Annotated in this window: 14 protein-coding genes; all 14 read right to left on the reverse strand. The window is 68.7% G+C overall.

All coding sequences use genetic code 11. The annotated features are described in order from the left end of the window. Positions 1–28 precede the first annotated feature (28 nt). A complete protein-coding gene (locus tag DMB37_RS05230; protein WP_135231726.1) occupies positions 29–1,924 on the reverse strand; it encodes a CocE/NonD family hydrolase in 1,896 nt (631 codons plus the stop codon). An 18-nt stretch (positions 1,925–1,942) separates the two neighbouring features. After that, positions 1,943–2,806 (reverse strand): SDR family oxidoreductase, encoded by an 864-nt coding sequence (locus DMB37_RS05235; RefSeq protein WP_135231727.1) that lies wholly within the window; start codon positions 2,804–2,806, stop codon positions 1,943–1,945. An 89-nt stretch (positions 2,807–2,895) separates the two neighbouring features. Beyond that, the gene (locus DMB37_RS05240; RefSeq protein ID WP_135231728.1) at positions 2,896–3,636 is read right to left on the reverse strand and encodes an FHA domain-containing protein; all 741 of its coding nucleotides are present in this window, start codon (positions 3,634–3,636) and stop codon (positions 2,896–2,898) included. Next, a complete protein-coding gene (locus tag DMB37_RS05245; RefSeq protein WP_135231729.1) occupies positions 3,633–4,922 on the reverse strand; it encodes a VWA domain-containing protein in 1,290 nt (429 codons plus the stop codon). Before DMB37_RS05245 ends, DMB37_RS05240 begins: the two co-directional genes overlap by 4 nt. Next, positions 4,919–5,965 (reverse strand): phosphatase, encoded by a 1,047-nt coding sequence (locus DMB37_RS05250; protein ID WP_240772254.1) that lies wholly within the window; start codon positions 5,963–5,965, stop codon positions 4,919–4,921. Before DMB37_RS05250 ends, DMB37_RS05245 begins: the two co-directional genes overlap by 4 nt. Continuing rightward, positions 5,962–8,538, reverse strand: a complete 2,577-nt coding sequence (locus DMB37_RS05255; protein WP_135231730.1) for a serine/threonine-protein kinase — start codon at positions 8,536–8,538, stop codon at positions 5,962–5,964. Before DMB37_RS05255 ends, DMB37_RS05250 begins: the two co-directional genes overlap by 4 nt. After that, on the reverse strand, positions 8,535–9,719 hold the full coding sequence (locus DMB37_RS05260) for a hypothetical protein (RefSeq protein ID WP_135231731.1): 1,185 nt from the start codon (positions 9,717–9,719) through the stop codon (positions 8,535–8,537). Before DMB37_RS05260 ends, DMB37_RS05255 begins: the two co-directional genes overlap by 4 nt. Continuing rightward, positions 9,716–10,687 carry a glutamate ABC transporter substrate-binding protein gene (locus DMB37_RS05265; RefSeq protein WP_135231732.1) on the reverse strand — a complete coding sequence of 324 codons (972 nt, stop codon included), beginning with the start codon at positions 10,685–10,687 and terminating at the stop codon, positions 9,716–9,718. Before DMB37_RS05265 ends, DMB37_RS05260 begins: the two co-directional genes overlap by 4 nt. Beyond that, a complete protein-coding gene (locus DMB37_RS05270; protein ID WP_240772255.1) occupies positions 10,684–11,934 on the reverse strand; it encodes a hypothetical protein in 1,251 nt (416 codons plus the stop codon). Before DMB37_RS05270 ends, DMB37_RS05265 begins: the two co-directional genes overlap by 4 nt. Positions 11,935–12,037: 103 nt before the next feature. Then, complete coding sequence (locus DMB37_RS05275) at positions 12,038–13,456, reverse strand: DHA2 family efflux MFS transporter permease subunit (protein WP_135231733.1); 1,419 nt, start codon at positions 13,454–13,456, stop codon at positions 12,038–12,040. 125 nt (positions 13,457–13,581) lie between these two features. Beyond that, positions 13,582–14,625, reverse strand: a complete 1,044-nt coding sequence (locus DMB37_RS05280) for an AraC family transcriptional regulator (protein ID WP_135231734.1) — start codon at positions 14,623–14,625, stop codon at positions 13,582–13,584. Between the two features lie 133 nt (positions 14,626–14,758). Continuing rightward, a complete protein-coding gene (locus tag DMB37_RS05285; RefSeq protein WP_135231735.1) occupies positions 14,759–15,787 on the reverse strand; it encodes a hypothetical protein in 1,029 nt (342 codons plus the stop codon). 209 nt (positions 15,788–15,996) lie between these two features. Further along, entirely contained in the window at positions 15,997–16,224 is a 228-nt protein-coding gene (locus DMB37_RS05290) for a hypothetical protein (RefSeq protein ID WP_135231736.1), read from the reverse strand. 333 nt (positions 16,225–16,557) lie between these two features. After that, positions 16,558–17,199, reverse strand: a complete 642-nt coding sequence (locus DMB37_RS05295; protein ID WP_135231737.1) for a hypothetical protein — start codon at positions 17,197–17,199, stop codon at positions 16,558–16,560. Between the last annotated feature and the right edge of the window lie 16 nt (positions 17,200–17,215).

The raw sequence follows: 17,215 nt of genomic DNA on the forward strand, positions 1-17,215 counted from the left end.
TGTTGCGGGGAGACCGATCGTCTGCGTGTCAGTCGGCAGGTGCCGCGCGGAAGGTGAGGTAGCTCGGCTGCTCGGGGTCGAGCACGATGGCCTGGCCGGTGATGGTGCGTCGCAGCCACGGCGGGATCAGGTGCCGAGGAAAGCTGCTGCGGCTCACCGCAACCCGTAGTCGATGGCCCGCCCGCACCAGCGCTTCGGTCGGGTTGATCTCGATGTCGACGACGAACGGCACGCCGGGCGGCACCGGCAGCGCGGACTCGGCGGTGAGCGTATGCAGCGGGAACAACAGCTCGCCGTCGACGTACTCACTGGCTGCGGCGTCGATCGCTCGCAGACTGGACAGCAACGCGCCACGGGTGAGCGGCACCGAGGCGCCGTCCGGCTCGACGTCGCACACGGTCACCGACCAGAATGCGTCCGCCCCTTCGACTTCCACGTTCAGGTGCAGGTTCATCGGGCCGGACAAGACGGTGTCCGTGGTGAACGGCGCACTGGTGAACGCGACAGCGCCCGCCTCGGCATGCCGGTCGTCGGTGCCGAACCTGCGCCCGAACAACAGTGTCACGCCCATGCTCATGACGCCGGTGTTGTTGGACGCCATCCGAATTCGCCCGGTGGGCAGCGGTAGTCGCGATCCGGTATCGGTGGGCGTCGAGGACAGGCCCGCGTCGGTACCGGCATGCGCTGCCGCGCCGCTGATCTCGGCGTTCAAGTAGAGCCGTTGCCGCGTGGCCGCGGGATCAGGGAACACCGGGTGCCGCAGCCACCGGCCGTCGCCCTGCCTGCGCACCGTAACCGGGCCGTAGCGGTCGATGCCGTTGTCGATGTCCTTGACCCACCGGTCGAACCAGGCGCATTGCAGCTCGTCGATCGCCTGCGGGCTGTCGGGCGCACCCAACCCCGAGCCGACGGTGAGATGGTAGGAGTCGTCGACCACGACCTGTTTTGCCCCGCCGGACAACGGGATTCGATCGAACATCCGGAAGTTCGAGCGGTTGTAGACGTCGTGCCAACCACCGTGGATCCAGGTCGGTGCCGTGATGTCCGCGAAGCGCGCCAGCTTGCCCGCCCACATCGGATTGAGGAAGCTGTCGGGATGTCGCTCGGTGAGCCCGATTTCGATCGCGTGCCGCACCCAACCCGCTGGGTCCGCGATCCGGTCACGCAGGAACTGACCGGTCATCCCCGCGCGCAGCAGGCCTGGTACCGACGGTAGCCATTTCGAACCGGTGACGGCGAGGATCCACAGCAGCATCCCCGGCGTCGGCACGCCACCGGTCAGACCGAGCTCGCGCATCGGGTCCTCCCCCGCCTCGATGGCGAACACGGCGCGCAGGCCCTCCGGTCGCAAGCCCGCCGTGATCAATGCGGCGATGGCGCCGTACGAAATACCGGTTACCGCGAATTCGCCGTTGCACCAAGGCTGTTCGCGCACCCACGCAATGGCTTCCAGATAGTCCTGCTGTTCACGCGGCTGGAAGAAATCCCAGGTTCCCGTCGAGGTGCCGGTGCCACGCACGTCGATCATCAGCCCGACATAGCCGCGGCGGACCGCCGTTCGGTTGATCACGAACGGTTCCAGGATGCCGCCCGCGGGCGTGTGCAGTACGTCGCGCGCGGTGAACCGCCGCCGATCCGAGGAACCCACCCGGCGGCCGACAGCGCGCAACGTGTCGTTCCAGCGCATGCCGTGCCGGTTGAGCATCTTGTTGTACGGGGTGAAGTTGACGATGGCGGGCAGCGGCTCCCTGGCGGGCCCTGCCCCGTCACCGGGCCGCAGGATATCGGCGGTAAGGATGGCCCCGTCCGACATCGGAATGGGAACGGTGGTGGCGCCGAACAACTTCGGATACCGGACGGGCCCGATATCGAACCGATGATTCGGCGGCACCGGCGCCGCGGGGGTGGACAGCGGCTCGGCCATACTTGGGTCCTCTCGGCGTCAGCGCACGATGGTCTTCGTGGCCGGTTGATCGATATAGCGACTCATCGCCCAGTTCAACCCGCGCATCGCGAGGTTGTAGGAGGGCGGGAAATACCGCTGCGCCCAGTGCCCGAGGCGAATGTCGTTCGAGGTGTAGACCAGGTAGGTGTTGCGCTCGACACCGCGCACGATCGAACGCGCCGCGGCCTCCGGCGTCACCGCGTGCCGCAGGAACAGGCCCATCGCCCGCTGCACCGCCTCGCCGGTCCGGTCCACGCCCGCGATATCCACGCGGTCGGCCATCGGCGTCGCCATCGCCCCGGGACAGACCAGGCTCACCCCGATGCCGTGCTGACGCAGATCGAACCGCAGCACCTCCGAGACGCCGCGCAACCCGAATTTTCCCGCGCTGTACGGCGCGTGCCACGGCAGCCCGAACAAGCCGGCGGCCGAGGACACGTTCACCAGGTGGCCGCCGCGGCCCGCCGCGATCATCGGCGGCAGAAACTCCTCGATGATGTGGATCGGGCCCATCAGATCGATATCGATGGTCCGTCGCCACTGAGCGTGGGTCAGCCGGTCCACGGTCCCCCAGGTCGCGATGCCCGCCACGTTCATGACGATGTCGACGCTGGCCACCTCGTCATGCGCCCTGGCCGCCAGCGCGACCACCTCGTCGTGCACGCTGACGTCGGCGGTGGCCGCGAGGTGCACCGTCGCACCCTCCGCACGCGCCAACGTCGCGGTCTGTTGCAGCCCTTCGGCGTCGATGTCGGTCAGGATCAGCGAGGCACCCTTGGCCGCGACGGCAAGGGCGGTACTGCGGCCCAGACCGCTTGCCGCCCCGGTGATCAGGCAGCTCTTGCCGCCGAACTTCGTCATAACTCACGACGATAGGCGCAAATGAACAACGTTGTCTACAAATCCCGTCATGCTGTCCCAGACGCAAAGAGGCTGGCGGTCAAGCGGGTTCAGATCTGCTCGCGGGTGAACATGATGGTCGTCCAGCCGCCCACATGAATACGGTCGCCGTTGCGCAGCGACACCGGCACTTTCGCGGGAATGAGGTCGTCACTGCCGTTGATGCTGGTGCCGTTGGTGGAACCGAGATCGGTGACGGTGAGCGCGTCACCGTCGATGTGGATCACCGCGTGCGCCCGCGAAACACCCACATCGGCGGGTGCGATACCGAGGTCGATATCGGGGGTGAGCCCCTGCGAGACGCTACGCTTGCCGATCGCGATGTCCATGCCGCGCAGGATGATTCGGCGTTCCGGATAAAACGGCGGAAAGCCGACCTGATCGGCATCCGGCCCCTTGCGCGCGATCACCCGATCGTAGAATTCGCGATCCGCCGAAATGGTCGCCACCCAGGAGACCGTCGAGCCGGCAGGCGTTGATTCGGGTGCAACCATCGCGGTATCCGGCACGGCAGGTTCGGTTTGAGCCGCCGACTCCGGCCGAGTCACCGACTCCGGCGGCACCGCCGACTCCGGCTGGGCAGCCGGCTCAGGCCGCACTACCGGGGCGGGCAGGGCCGAATCATGCCCGCACACTTCACAGAAGCGGCCGGCGCTCGGCGCCCCACAGGACGGGCACAACGCGACCGGCTCGACCGCGGCAGTCGGCGCGGCCGCTCCCATCGGCGCGCCACACACATCGCAGTAGTCCGTCGCGACCGACTGGTGGCCGTCGGGACAGCTGGCAATCACTCCCCCTCCTTCCGTACCCTGGCCGTCTTCGTCGAGCGCGCGTCCAGGGCCATCTCGTCGGCGGCCTCGACGCTGGCCCGCAATCGTACGGTCCCGCTGCGCTCGTCGACCTCGACCACACCGCGCAACAGCTTCGCCGTGCTCTCGTTGCCCGACTCTGCCGCGAGCTGGACCGCGCGCCGCAGTTTGGCCGTGGCGGTATCGGCGTCGCCGCTCTTGCGCGCGGCCAATCCCTCCTGCACCACCTGCGCCAACTCGGCCTGCCCGGTGTAATGCGCGACCCTCCTGCTGATTCGGGTCGACAGCTCGGTGTCGGTGGTCCACACCGCCTTCACCAGCCCCTGCCCGAGCACCTCGTCGCCGCTGACCACGCTCACCCGCGCGGCGAGCTTCTCCCGGCCGGGCGCGGCGGGCTCCACCTCGACCTGCACGTGATAGTCGCGATCTTCGGCACCCCACGCGCCGAGCGGGTACTCCCCTACCTGTGCCGCGGTGTCCACCCGTCGCGCGGTGAGGTCCTGGATGGCCGGGGCGACCTGCTTGACGAACCGCACCTTCGCGCCGGCCGGGGTCCAGATCCGCAGGGTCAGTTCCGGAATCGCCTTCGCCATCGAGCCCCGCATCATCGCGGCGAAGTCCTCGGCCAGCTTGGCCGGGTCGGCGACGATGTCGACGGTGCCGTGCAGTGCGGCGGCGATGGCGCGCAATTCGTCTACCCGCCAATCGGTTCCGACGCCGCGGCAGTCGCAGGTGAACACGCCTTCGGACTGCTTGATCTCCGCGGCGAGCGCCGCCGGTTCCTCGTGCTCGTTCTTGCCGTCGGTGAGCAGGATGGCGTGCACCATGGCCCCGGGATGCTTCTTGGCCAGCTGCCGGGTCAGCCCGAGCCAGGTGCCCATCGCGGTGCCGCCGCCGGGCTTGAGCTTGTCGAGCGCGCGCCGCGCCGCCGCCCTGGACTCCCGATTCGCGGGTATGGACGGCACTTCGGTGGGGTAGATCAGCCGCGCCATCGCGGTGCCCTCGACGATCGCGAACCTGGTGCCGTCGGCCATCACCTCGAGCGCGGCGAGGGCGGCCTGGCGGGCACCGGGGAATTTGCGACCGGTGGCCATCGAGCCGGAGCAGTCGAGGATGAGGACCTCCAGCCGTTCCTGCGGCGCGGCGGCCACCACCAGCTCGGCCGCGGTCTCCACGGTCACCACGGCGTCGACCGTGCCGACACCGTCGGCCAGGTACTCGTTCTGATCGACGGCTACCGAAATACCATTGCCTGCAACGGAACTCACTGTACTTCTCCTGGCTTCACGGACCACGGAACGGGGACGATCGCGACGGTGATGTTGTCGCTGCCACCGCAGCGCAGCGCGAACTCGACCAGTTCGCGCGCGGCGACGGCCGGGGCGGTCGCGGTGGCCACCTCCGCCAGCGCGGTCGCGTCGGAGAGGTAGTTCCAGAGGCCGTCGCTGCACAGCAGCAATACACCCGGTCCGGTGGTGCGCAAGGTCTGGATGCAGTTGTCGGCCCACGGTTTCGGCGGGCTGTCCGCGCCGAGCCAGCGGATCAGGGTGTGTGCCCGCGGATCGTTCATTGCGGCCCGCTCGTCCAGCGCACCCGCGTCGACCAGCGCCTGTGCCCACGAGTCGTCCACGGTCAACCGCTGCGACGGCGGATTGTCCGGGCCGTCGGGTGCGTCGGCGTGCAGCCAATAGGCCCTGCTGTCACCAACATTCGCGACGGTGATCTCGGTGCCCGCGGCATCGGTCCGCACGACAGCCGACACATACGTGCACGACGGTGCGTGCCTATCGGTCGTCGCGATATCGCGTACCGCCTGGGCGGCCGCCGCGAGTCCCGCCATCGCCGCGTCCGTCGCGGACAGTCCGTCCAGCAGCGCCGTGCGACCGGCATCGACACCTGCCCTGGCCGCCGCGCCCGAGGCGACCTGGGGATCCTCGGAGGTCGATACGCCGTCGGCGACCGTGATCACCACCGCGTTCGGCACGCCATCGGTGCCGTTCAGGACGGCCGCCGCGACGGCATCCTCGTTGCGCGCGTGGGCGATGCCGCGATCGGTGACCACCGCGACGGCGCCGAGGTCCGCGTCGAATCGGTCCGGCATGCCGCGCAATTGGCCGCAGCCCGTGCAGTAACCATCGGCGTCGTAGTCCACGCCGCCGCAGCCCGTACAGGCGGTCGTCGCACCGGGTTCGTGGTTCGGCAGCGCGATACGCGTGCCGCCCAGCTCCTGTCCGCAGTTCTCGCAGAAGCGATCCTGCGGCTGCACCTCGGCGGTGCACCCCGGGCAGCGCACCCCTACCTCGGCGCTCACAGCCTGGTCCTCGGCCGCACGGTGTTCGCCTGCTCTACCAACGCGAATCGCTCCCACATGTCGTCGGTTTCCCGGGCCAAGTCCCGATAACAACGCTCCAATCCGGTGCGCACACCGCCTTGATCCAGCGCGGCGCCGAGCAACGGATCGGGTCGTTCCGGCACGCGGCCGGCGCGCAGCCAGTCCAGCGCGGCGGTCAGCACGCGTAAACGCACCTGCGCGGCACGGCGTTTGGAGTCCAGCCGTAGCCGGGCCACCCGTTCGCCCGCGTCGCGCAGGATCGGCTCGGTCAGCTCGGCAGCCGGCCTTCCGTTCAGGATCGTCTCCACCGCAGCGATTCTCGCCTCGGTGAACAGCGAAGAACCCGCGTCGACCTGATCGAGCACGGTGACCGCGCCGTCGCGGTCACCGGCCGCCGCGCGCAGCCTCGCCAGACCGAATGCCGCGCTGAGGTAGGTGCGATCAGTGCGCCACACGGTCTCGTAATACCGGGCCGCCCTGCGTTTTTCCTGCGCGGCATCGAAACCATTGGTATCAGGGGCCTGCTGACCGGCCAGCTCCGCGACCGCCGCCAGTGCCAGTTTCGGCGCGGCTTCACCGGGCAGCGCCGCGTACACCGCGTCGAACTCGGCCGTCGCCGCCGCGAAATCACCGGCGAGCAAACGGCTTTCGCCGCGATACCAGGCAAGTCGCCAGTCCCCGGGCAGTGTCGTGGCCGCCTCCCCCAGGCGCAGCTCCGCCTCGGCGGTGTCGCCCACCTCCAGCGCGGCCCGGATGAGCCGCAACGGAATCTCGGTCGACGCGGCACTGCCGGTGACGACCGAGCGCAGCCCGGCCTCGAACGCGCGCTCCAGCTCCGCCGGGGTGGTACCGGTCGTGGTGGCGAGCAGCGCGGCCGCGCTGTCGGTCGGGTCGACCAGCGGAACAGGCAGCGCGGCAACAATATTCGTCGCGCGCACCGGAGCGTCGACACCGAAGACGCCGCGCGGCGGTCCGAAGTAGGTCGACATGCCGGGACGCGGCACCCCGTCGTCGACGGACAGGACCTCGCGCAGCACCCCGGTCAGCTGATCGGTCACCTCCTCCATCGAGGCGAACCGCGCGTCGGGGTCGTCGTCGGTGGCGCGCAGCAGGAATCGGTGCAGCGAATCGTAGGTAGCCAGCAGCGGTTCGGTGTCCGGGCCCGGCAGCGCGCCGAAATGACCGCCCTGCTGCGGCACATTCAGCAGCAGCACGGCCAGCGTGCGCCCGACCGTATAGACCTCGGTGGCGACGGTCGGCCCGGTCTCGGCGATCTCGGGCGCCTGGTAGCCGATCGTGCCGTAGATGGGGCTGTCCTGATCGTCCATGGCGATCACGGCGCCGAGGTCGATGAGCTTGAGCTGCTCGTCGGTCTGCATCACGTTGTCCGGCTTGAAATCACAGTAGGCGAGGCCGAGCGAGTGCAGATAGCCGAGCGCGGGCAGCATCTCCAGCACGTAGGCGATCGCCTGGGCCGGCGGTAGGAAGCCCCCGGCGGTGTCGCGGTGGCGGCGCAGGATCTGCTTGAGCGAGGTGCCGCCGACGTACTCCATCACGATGTAGCCGACCGGCACCCCGTCCGACCCGGCATGCTCGACGAAGTTGTGGATCTTGACGATGCTCGGATGTTCCACCTCGGCGAGGAAGCGCTTCTCCGCCATCGCGGCCAGCAGCGCGTCCGTGTCGCCCGCGTTGAGCAGCCCCTTCAGCACCACCCAGCGGTCGCTGACGTTGCGGTCGATCGCCAGGTAGATCCAGCCGAGCCCACCGTGCGCCAGACATCCCGCGACCTCGTACTGCCCGGCGACCAGATCACCCTTGACGAGCTTGGGATCGAAGGAGAATCGGGTGCCGCAGTTGGCGCAGAAGCCCGAGGTGCGGCCGGGTTTTCCGGCGCGCCCCCGGCCGACCGGCTTCTCGCATTTGCCGCAGAACCGCTTGTTCTCCGGCACTTTCGGGTCGGCCATGATCGCGGTGGCCGGGTCGATGCGCGGCACCCGGGGCACCTCGACCATGCCCGCGCCCAGCCGCCCGCGGCGGCTCGACTTCGACGACGAGCGGCCGGTGCGCACCGAGCGCGAACCGCTCCGGCTGCTGCGCGCACTACCGGACACCACCTCGACCGTCGCGGGCGCGGTGCCGCACACCTCACAGTAACCGTCGACAATCGTTCCGCCACAACCAGGTTCGGTGCAGCCCCGGTGCGCCGCAGCCGCTGTCGTAGCCTCCGCAGGCGAGGATACCGCCTCGACCCTGGTCACCTCGGCAGCCGGCGGTGCCGCTTCAGCCGTGATCGCCTCGGCGGCCGGCGGCGCCGCCTCGACGGTGGTCGCCTCCGCCGGAGCCGTCCCGCATACCTCGCAGTAACCGTCGACAATCGTTCCGCCACAACCAGGTTCGGTGCACCGCCGGTCTCTGGCGGCCGCCGTAGTCACCTCCGCCGCCGACGATTCCGACCGTACCGTCGTCGCCTCCGCCGGGGCGGTCCCGCACACGGCGCAGTAGCCGTCCTCGATCGTGCCCGAACAGCCGGGCTCCGTGCAGATACTCATGTTCCCCTCCCCGATTTCTCCGCGATGAGTTGCTGATAGTCGGCCACGGCGCGGGTAGCCGCCGCCAGGTCGCACGGGGTGCGGGCGAGCAGCCCGGCCGCGATCTGCTGGGAGGCGAGCAGATCACGGTCCTCGCTGACGCCGAGGCGGGCCGCCTTGGCCTGATAGGCGGCCAGTCTGCCGCGCAGTTCGCCGCGCCTGTCCAGCAGCCCCTGAGCCAGGTTCTCCGCGGTGGCTGCGCTCTCGCTCGCGCTATCGATGCGGCGACCTAGTGCCAAAAGGGCAGCCGCCGCACCGGTCTGGGCCGCGAGGGCATCCAGTTGCGCGCGCAGCAGACCGACATTGTCGGTGGGCACCGGCAGCGGACCCGACACGATGGAGTGCTCGACCTTCGCTTTCGCCGCGGCGGCCCGCTCGCACGTGGCCTGCAAGGCGTCCAGCTTTGTGCGCGCAGCCGCGATCGCGCCGGGCCAGTTCGACACCATCGCACCGAGTTCGGCGAGCACCGCCGCCTCCCGGCGCATGGCCGCGGCGAGTTCGGCGATGCGGGCGTCGATTTCGGCGGTGGTCAGGGCGAGCGGATCGGTGGCCGAACAGCTCAGCAGATCGGCGATGCCGTCGGCGATGGCACGCAGCTCCGGCGTCACCGCTCCGGCCTGGTCCAAACTCTTCTGTAGCGGCGCGAGGCCCGACATGACGCGGGTGTTCACCTTGTCCACCGCGTCGAGAAATTCGGCAATTACCGGGAACGTCGCCCGCATGCGTTCGAGGGTATCGGCGAGGCCGACGAACAACACGTGTTCGCTCGGACCGGTCAGTGAGCGTTCGGCCAGCGGGATCGGCGTCCGCGACACCTCGTAGGGGCGTCCGTGCAGCAGCTCGGTCAGCTCCGCGCGCTGACCGTCGTCCAGCTTGGCGCGCGTACCGCGCACCGCGCGTGCCGAATCCAGGATGGCGCGCATCCGGCCGAAGTCCTCCCACATCAGCGCGAGGGCGTCGCGGACCGGCAGCCAGCGCGCCTCGGTCACCCCGGACGGCGGATAGCGCCGCACCAGGGTGAGTCCCGGATGCTTGTCGAGCTCCAGCAGGGTGGCCACGATCGCGTCGACTTCTGTTGCGCGCCGGGCTAATTCACGATCGATCTCGGGCACGGTGAGTAGCGGCATGATGGTCTGGCTCATCCCACGTACCGCGGCTCGGGCGGCTCCTGGACCTGGCCGAGGGAGCCGAGCCGAGCCGCGGAGATCCGCTGCCACGTGCCGTCGGTCCGCATCCGGTCGAGCACGCCGTTGACGAAGCGGACCAGCTCGTCGCTGCCCTTGGGCACGCCGACGGCGTAGGCGCCGTTGCCGATCGGCGAGCCGACCACCTCGAGGTTGCGGTCCTGGGCGACCAGGCCGAACAGGATCGGGTCGTCACCGCTGATCGCATCCACCTGGCCTTGTTGCAGCGCGACGAGGCAGTCGGTCCAGTTGGTCACGCCGATGACGGTCGGCCGCTTCGCCAGCGTGAACAGTGGAGCGGGCGCGGTGGTGCCGCGGGCCACGCAGACGCGCTTGCCACCGAGGTCGTCGCCGGACTTGATGTCGGAGTCCCGCGGCGCCAGGATGCGTTGCGCCGCACGGTAATAGACGGCCGAGAAGTCGACCTCCTTGCGCCGCTCACAGGTCGCCGAGAAGGTACGCACGATCATGTCGACCTGCTTGTCGCGCAGCGCGGGGATGCGTTCTGCCGCCGTCACCGAGCGCAGCTCGATCTTCGTCGGGTCACCGAACAGCGCGCGGGCGATCTCGCGCGCGATGTCGATGTCGAAGCCCTCTAGTTCGCCGGTACCCGGATTACGGAAACCGAACAGGTAGGTGTTCTGGTCGACGCCGACCCGCAGCCGCTGGTTCGCCACGATCTCTGCCATCGCCGAACCAGCGGGCATCGCACCGGGTCTCGGCAGCGGGCCGGGCCGCAGGGTCGCCTCCGTATCACAGCCGCCGTCGCCCTCGGCCTGCGGCGGGGTGGTGATCTCCGCGGCGCCCGCGGGCAGCGGATCCACCGCGTCGAGCGTGCTCGGCGCGGGCAGCTCGCCCGATCCGCAACCGGTCGTCAGTACGCTCGCCCCGGCCAGTAGCGCGGCGAGCAACAAGCGTGTCCTCACAGGAACTCCTTCAGCCGCGGCCACACCCCGGCCACCACGGCGGCCGCGGCCAGCACCAGCAACCCGAGTGTGCCGAACGGACTGAGGAATAGCGCGGTGCCCGCGGTCCGCAGTCCGTCGCGCAGGTCGCGGCGGGCCTGCGTCAGGTTGTCGTTGAGCGAACGGTCCAGCGCGGCGAACTGGGTGGCCGACGAGGCGGGGCCGGTACCGATCGCCTGCTCGAGCGCCGCCGGGTAGTTCGCCGCCTGGTACGCGGCGATCTGCGCGCGGTGCCCGGCGGTCCACTTGGTGAGCTCTTGCGCGGCAACGGACTCCGGGCCGACGACAGCGCCGATCCGATCGCGCAGCTCGGTGGCGTGCTTGTTGTAGTTCTCTTCGCCCGCCGCGATGTCGCCGCGGGTGATCAGTTGCAGCGTCTCCTCGGTGCGGGCCTGCTGGGCCGAGATGCGCGCCTTCGCCAGGGTTTCGAAGCGATCCTGCGCGCCGGTGTCCATGACGTCGGCCGCCACGCTCGTCGCGACGACCACCCACAGCAACGCCAGTGCCGCCGCGCCCGCCGCGGCCAGCACGCCGAGATTGGCCATCCGGTTGGTGCGCTGCAACAGGATCCACGACCCCACCACGCAGGTGAGCAGCACCAGCGCGATCAGCACGATGCTCACCCACGGCAGCGCGGCGATGGCCTTCTGGTCCTCGTGGACGGCGGCGAACCGGCTGGCGGTGAGCCGTTCGGCGTTGGGCAGCAGGGACTTCTGCATCACCTCCGAGGCCGCGCGCAGATAGGACGAGCCCACCGGAAAACCTTGCCGGTTGTTCGCTCGCGCCGTCTCGACCAGGCCGGTGTAGGCGGGCAGATCGGCGGCGATGCGGGCCACGATCTGCCTGGTCTCCTCGTCGGAAACGCCTGCGGTGGCCTCCGACAGCGCGGCGGCGGCATCGGCGAGCGACTGCTGATACTGCTTGCGCAGCGCCGGTCCTTCGACGCCGGGCGCCAGGAAGGCGGTGGCCGCCGAGGCGTCGGCGGCCGACAGCGCCACGTACAGCCGCTGAGCGGCGAACGCGAGCGGCTCGGTGCGTTCGAGCGCGACGTCACGGCGCTCGCTCTTACCACTCAGCTGGCTCGCGGACGCGAAACCGGCGAGCAGGCACAGCACCACGGAAACGACGACAACAACCGCGACCACCCCCGGCGTCGTTCCGGCGAAGCGTCGCAACCACAGGGTCCCGTTGCGGATGCGAGGTCCCACACCGTCCTCCTTACATCTCCCCGGCCGGTGTATCCGATCGCGATAGTACGGGAGCAGGATTCGGTGTGCCGACCGATTGCCCAGGTAGTGGACAATCGGGGTTTCAGAAGCGCGCGCGAACCGCCTTGGGCGCGGTACTGATTCGGGCGGCCACCAGCGCGGCGGCGCACAGACCGGTGATGGTGAGCCAGCCGAGATGGGCGGGCAGCCGGAAGGCCGCGGCCGAGGTCAGGGCCCCGGGATGGCTGGCGATCAGCGAACCGATGACGGCAACGCCGAGCGACTGACCGATCTGGCGCGAGGTGCTCGCCAAGCTGGCCGCGACGCCGGCCTGCGCGGGTGGCAGGCCTGCCACGGCAGTCGCCGTGATGGGCGTGTAGATCAGGCCGATCCCCGCGCCGAACATCGCGTAACCGATGAGCAGCAACAGGTTTGCGCTGCCGTCGAAGGTCAGCGTCAGGACGGCCGCGGCGGCGGTCGCCACCACCGCGCCCGTGCTCAGCGCGCTGCGGGCGCCGCGGCCGGCCACGATCCGGCCGGACATCGGTCCGAAGACGAACATCGCGGCCGCCATCGGCACCAGCGCCAGCCCGGCCACCAGCGGCGAGTCGTGCCGAATCTCCTGGAGGTAGAACGTATTCAGGAACAGGAAGCCACCCATCGCGGCGAACGCGAGGATCGCGATCACGAACGCGCCGGTGAACGGGGCCGAACGGAACACCCGCAGATCGATCAGCGGGTGCGGGTGGCGCGGCGCGTACCGCAGCAGCGCGGCGAGGCACACCGCCGAGCCCGCGAAGCTGCCCAGCGTCTCCGGCGCGAGCCAACCTCGGTGCGGCCCTTCGATAATCGCGAACACCAGCAGCCCGAGCACGCCGATCACCAGCAGCTGCCCGACCGGATCGAGTGCGCGCGGCCGCTCCGATTTCGACTGCGGGACCACCAGGAAGGTGAGCGCCAGCGCCGCCACCGCGATCGGCACGTTGATCCAGAACACCGCTTCCCAGCCGATCGTCTCGACCAGTAAGCCGCCGATGACCGGGCCTGCCGCCATGCCGATCCCGACCGATCCGCTCCAGATCCCGATCGCCCGCACCCGCTGCCCCGGCTCGGTGAACACGGCCGAAATGATCGCCATCGCTACCGGCGTCAGCATCGACCCGCCGACCGCCTGCATTACCCGGAACGCGACGAGCCAGCCGATCGAGGGTGCGAGACTACATGCCAGCGAACTCATAGCGAATATCGCAAGCCCGATTTGGAAGATGGTCCTTCTGCCGATCCGGTCGGCCAGCGAGCCGGACAGCGTCAGCAAGCAGGCCAAGGTCAACGTGTAGGCGGCGACCACCCACTGCGCACCCGCCACCGAACCGTCCAGCCCGCGACCGATCGCGGGTAGCGCGACGTTGACTGCGGTGGTGTCCACATTCGCCATCACGACGGCGGTGCAGCAGACGGCCAATACCGTGGCCTGGCGGATCGTCTTCGGGACACTCGGCGCAACGGGAGCGCTGATCGACATGCCAGCATACTTGCAGCATCCAGCGCTTCTGCCGTGGCCAACACACCGGGCGAGCTCGGTCGTTCCACTTGGAACTCTGCGCGAACCGGTCGGACCCGGTAGACGGAGGCTCGGTGGGAGTTCGCCTAGCGGGCGCCGACCGGGACGGGCGCGCGCGTCGGTCCGGGTGCGCGGCCGCCGTGCAGCCGGAATTCCTGTGGCGGACACCCTTTCCAGCGCCGGAACGCGCGGATGAAGGATGCGGCTTCCGCATAGCCGAGGCGGGCGGCGACCTGTTCGGTGGTCAGATCGGTGTGGCCGAGCAGTTGTTCCGACAGCAGCTGCCGGACCTCGTCGAGCAACGCGCGGAACGAGGTCTGCTCCTCGTTGAGCCGCCGCGACAGGGTGCGCGGGCTCATGAACAATTCGTTGGCGACCGCGATCTGATCCGGGATATCGCCGGGGTTGCGGACCAGTAGCTCGCGCACGGTGCCCGCGACGCCGGTTCGGGCGTGATGTCGGTCCAGCAGGTCACGGCAGAATTGCGCGCAGGTGTTGCGCGCCCGCTCGTCGGTGGCAGGCACGGCCTGGTCGAGCGCGCGGCCGTCGAATGACATCGCATTGGTTTCCGCGCCGAAAATCGGAGCCACGGCGAAGATCTCGCGATACCTACTGTTGTCCGTCGGCGCGCGGTGCCGGAATTCGACTCGTGTCGGCGCAATTTCGGTGCGGCCCGCGGTGCTGCCGATTGTCTTGATACCGGCCAGGATTCGTTCGGCCAAAAAAGCACGCACATCCGGTGTGCTTTCGGAATCATCGAAGCGCAGGCGGAGCGAGCCCGCCGTTTCCTCGACGGTGAGCCTGCCGGAGACCGAGGCGCGGTCGAGGTAGCTGGCCGCCACATCGATCGCGTCGCGCAACGTGCGGCTGCTGAGCAGCGCCAGGCCCCATGGGCTGTACGGCGGAATGTCGGCCCGCCCACCGGCTTCGGCCCCCAGCCCCGGCTCGGCGCCGCAACGGGCGAGCAGCGTGCGCACCGCAAGCAGTTCCTGCTGCGCCGTACACTCGGTATCCGCAGGCGACAGCCGCGCCCCGGACAGACAGTCCGCACCGGACATCCCGCGTTCCTCGGCGAGCCCGATCAGCACCCGAACACCGTCGGTGCTGCGGCGAAAATCCCGGTCGAACATGTACTCGCATTCCTCATCGAATTCGCCATACCCCGACGACTCGGCGAAATCTATCAATGCCGAGCCGCTCTGATGGGCAAAACGACAAACTGATCGAGGTGCGCGAGACCTGCGACGCCCGATGGGAACTGGTTCAGTCCACGTCCGGCTCAACCGCGCCGTAGATGATGATCTCCGCTTCGGCCGCCGCGGCGAGCTCGATAAACCGCTCCAGCTTGTCCGAAGACAGAAAACCCAGCGCCAGTCCACGCTCACCGGCGAAGACGCCGATCAACGCCGTACCGACCACACGGCTTTGATCGGCCAACAACCGCAGGTAGTTCCGGAGAGCAGTCTCGGTCTTACCGGACTTGGTATCGCCGTCGTACCAGTCCCAGGTCAACCCTTCCGGACAGGTGGACAACTGCTCTAGGTGGCTGCGAATCTCATCGGGACCGGCGATCACGCGATCGAAGTAGGCCAAGCCACTGTCGACGCTGTCGAACAAAGCCTCGATCAGCGCGTCTTCCGGATCGAACGCCGACCACGACGCATTCTCGAGAACGTCCTTCAATCTGCCACGAGCCTTCTCGACGTCGGGTGCGAGAAGCTCGACAAGGTCGAACAGCGCCGCCCGTTGCGGCGCGGCAATGTGCGCGCTCTGGAACCTGTCGTGCGACCGGGGAAGGAAGTCGATGACCACCACAAAGCCTCGGCCGTGGTCGAGGTTCTCGAACAGCCAGCTCCAGTCGTCATCGGGCCGGATCCGATAAAACCTGAACTTGCCGTTGGTTTCGGTGGTCGCAATGATGCATCGCAGCGGAATCGGCGTGCTCAGTTCACCGGCCAGCCGCCCGACCTCCCGAGCCAGGGCGATCCCTTGTCGAAGCAGGATTCGCTGCGCGTCGACACCGATGAGCGGCCCACCGGCGTACGCATCGTCCACTGGCACAAAACTCCCCAGGTGGACGTCATTATGAAATTGTTCCCAGGCGACGAGATCGAACAAACGCCCCGGTGCGTCATCAGCGTCCGCGGGAGCCGGGGCCCAGCACACCACCTCACCGCGGCATTCGATCCCGCCGTCCACCCACGTCCGCAAGCCGGACGCCAAACCCTCCGCCGGGTCCAGGCCACCGAAGCCGTCCCGCACACCGAGCACCCTCGCCGCTCGGTCGTTCATCCTCATCGTAAGCACGAACAACGCTATCGCTCGTAACGACAGCGAAGCAGCGCGGCCGCGTGGACATACGGGAGAGCACGCCGTTCTCGAACTGGAACGACTCGCGGTCATCGGTATGAGTGCGCGCGGACTGTCCAGTCACCCGCACCACGGCCCTATGGTGCGTTCGATGTGCGTCGGTTTCGCGCTTCGCGTACCGTGAGCTCGCCCTATCTATGTTGGAACGCGCGCATCACCTTCTGGCGGACCAGCTCACGAAGAGACTTGTCCTCGTATGGGTCCATGCCCTCGCCGACAAAGACAGCATCGGTAAACGAGTCGACGTCCGTAGGCGACGATGCGCGCAATTTACTCCGTTCGTCCAACGGCAGACAGAAACCCAGTTCGACACACAGGTTGTCCAGCAGGGCCGTGATATCTACGCCATCAGCACTCATAAGAGAAAGTCTGTCCGAGATGATCTCTCCGCGTTGAGCTTCCACCGACCCCGCGCGGGTTGACATGCTCGTCGGCTCAGCTTCGCTTGGTGCGGCAAGCGGCACACGACTCCCCTGGGCCACTGCATCGGGGTAACAAGTACCCGGCCTGGTGGTACCACATCAAGGCGAATCCGCTGAGCGCGCGCCGCGCGGACCCGTGGTGGTGCCGGTGCGCGAGAGCCGATCAGGTGGTGGGATGACTCGGCTCCATCGGTTGCCGATCGGGCGGTAGCGGGCTGTGCCGTCGCGGATCTCGATGTCGCCCATGGGGCGTACGTCGGCGGTGGATGTTCAGGTGGTCCGGATGGCTGGCGCACGCAGGAGGGCGACGCTTACCGCGAGCAGCCAAAGGATGGTCAGGCCGCCCGTGGTGGCGGTGGTGCCCCAGCCGTTGGCCGCGTAGAAGTCGGCGGGGTTGTTCCCGAAGTGCATCGAGGGGACGAAGGCCAAGTGGATTGCGGCCAAGCCGAAGGCCGACCACGCCGTCCAGCGTGGGAGCAGCGCGGTGCCTGCGATGGCGGTACCGAAGGCGATCAGGAACAAGGCGATCAGCAGCTTCGACAGCGAACCGTAGAGGAGGTAGGTGCCGGTGACGGCGATGGTGGGGTCGATGGGGTCGGGGGCGGCGATGGCGGCGCCGACTTCGAGGCAGGTGGAGATCGAGGTGACCGTGAGCCACATCAGTCCGGCGACCGCACTGAGCGAGCCGAGCCAGGCGTAGGCCGGGCCGTGCGCCTTCAGCAGGTGCGGGAGACCGGCCATGAACACGACGAGCAGCGCGCTGCCGATGAGTCCGAACATGCTGCGGGTGAGGATGTTCCAGTCCGGTGGCGGGCCGCCGTAGACGAAATAGAGCGGTAGTTCGACCAGTGTCAGGAGTGTGGCGATCAGGCCCGCCGTGCCGGTGGTGCGCTGGATGACGGTGCTGTTCATGAGACCCTCTTCCCCG

Origin of the sequence: Nocardia sp. CS682, assembly GCF_004634405.1 — a bacterium.
GTDB lineage: Bacteria > Actinomycetota > Actinomycetes > Mycobacteriales > Mycobacteriaceae > Nocardia > Nocardia ninae.

What these genes read in the sequence shown, in the direction of transcription:
- DMB37_RS05290 (WP_135231736.1), bottom strand. Translation starts at nt 16,224, where the DNA reads ATGAGTGCTGATGGCGTAGATATCACGGCCCTGCTGGACAACCTGTGT.
- DMB37_RS05275 (WP_135231733.1), bottom strand. Translation starts at nt 13,456, where the DNA reads ATGTCGATCAGCGCTCCCGTTGCGCCGAGTGTCCCGAAGACGATCCGC.
- DMB37_RS05295 (WP_135231737.1), bottom strand. Translation starts at nt 17,199, where the DNA reads ATGAACAGCACCGTCATCCAGCGCACCACCGGCACGGCGGGCCTGATC.
- DMB37_RS05235 (WP_135231727.1), bottom strand. Translation starts at nt 2,806, where the DNA reads ATGACGAAGTTCGGCGGCAAGAGCTGCCTGATCACCGGGGCGGCAAGC.
- DMB37_RS05255 (WP_135231730.1), bottom strand. Translation starts at nt 8,538, where the DNA reads ATGAGTATCTGCACGGAGCCCGGCTGTTCGGGCACGATCGAGGACGGC.
- DMB37_RS05230 (WP_135231726.1), bottom strand. Translation starts at nt 1,924, where the DNA reads ATGGCCGAGCCGCTGTCCACCCCCGCGGCGCCGGTGCCGCCGAATCAT.
- DMB37_RS05285 (WP_135231735.1), bottom strand. Translation starts at nt 15,787, where the DNA reads ATGAACGACCGAGCGGCGAGGGTGCTCGGTGTGCGGGACGGCTTCGGT.
- DMB37_RS05260 (WP_135231731.1), bottom strand. Translation starts at nt 9,719, where the DNA reads ATGAGCCAGACCATCATGCCGCTACTCACCGTGCCCGAGATCGATCGT.
- DMB37_RS05280 (WP_135231734.1), bottom strand. Translation starts at nt 14,625, where the DNA reads ATGTTCGACCGGGATTTTCGCCGCAGCACCGACGGTGTTCGGGTGCTG.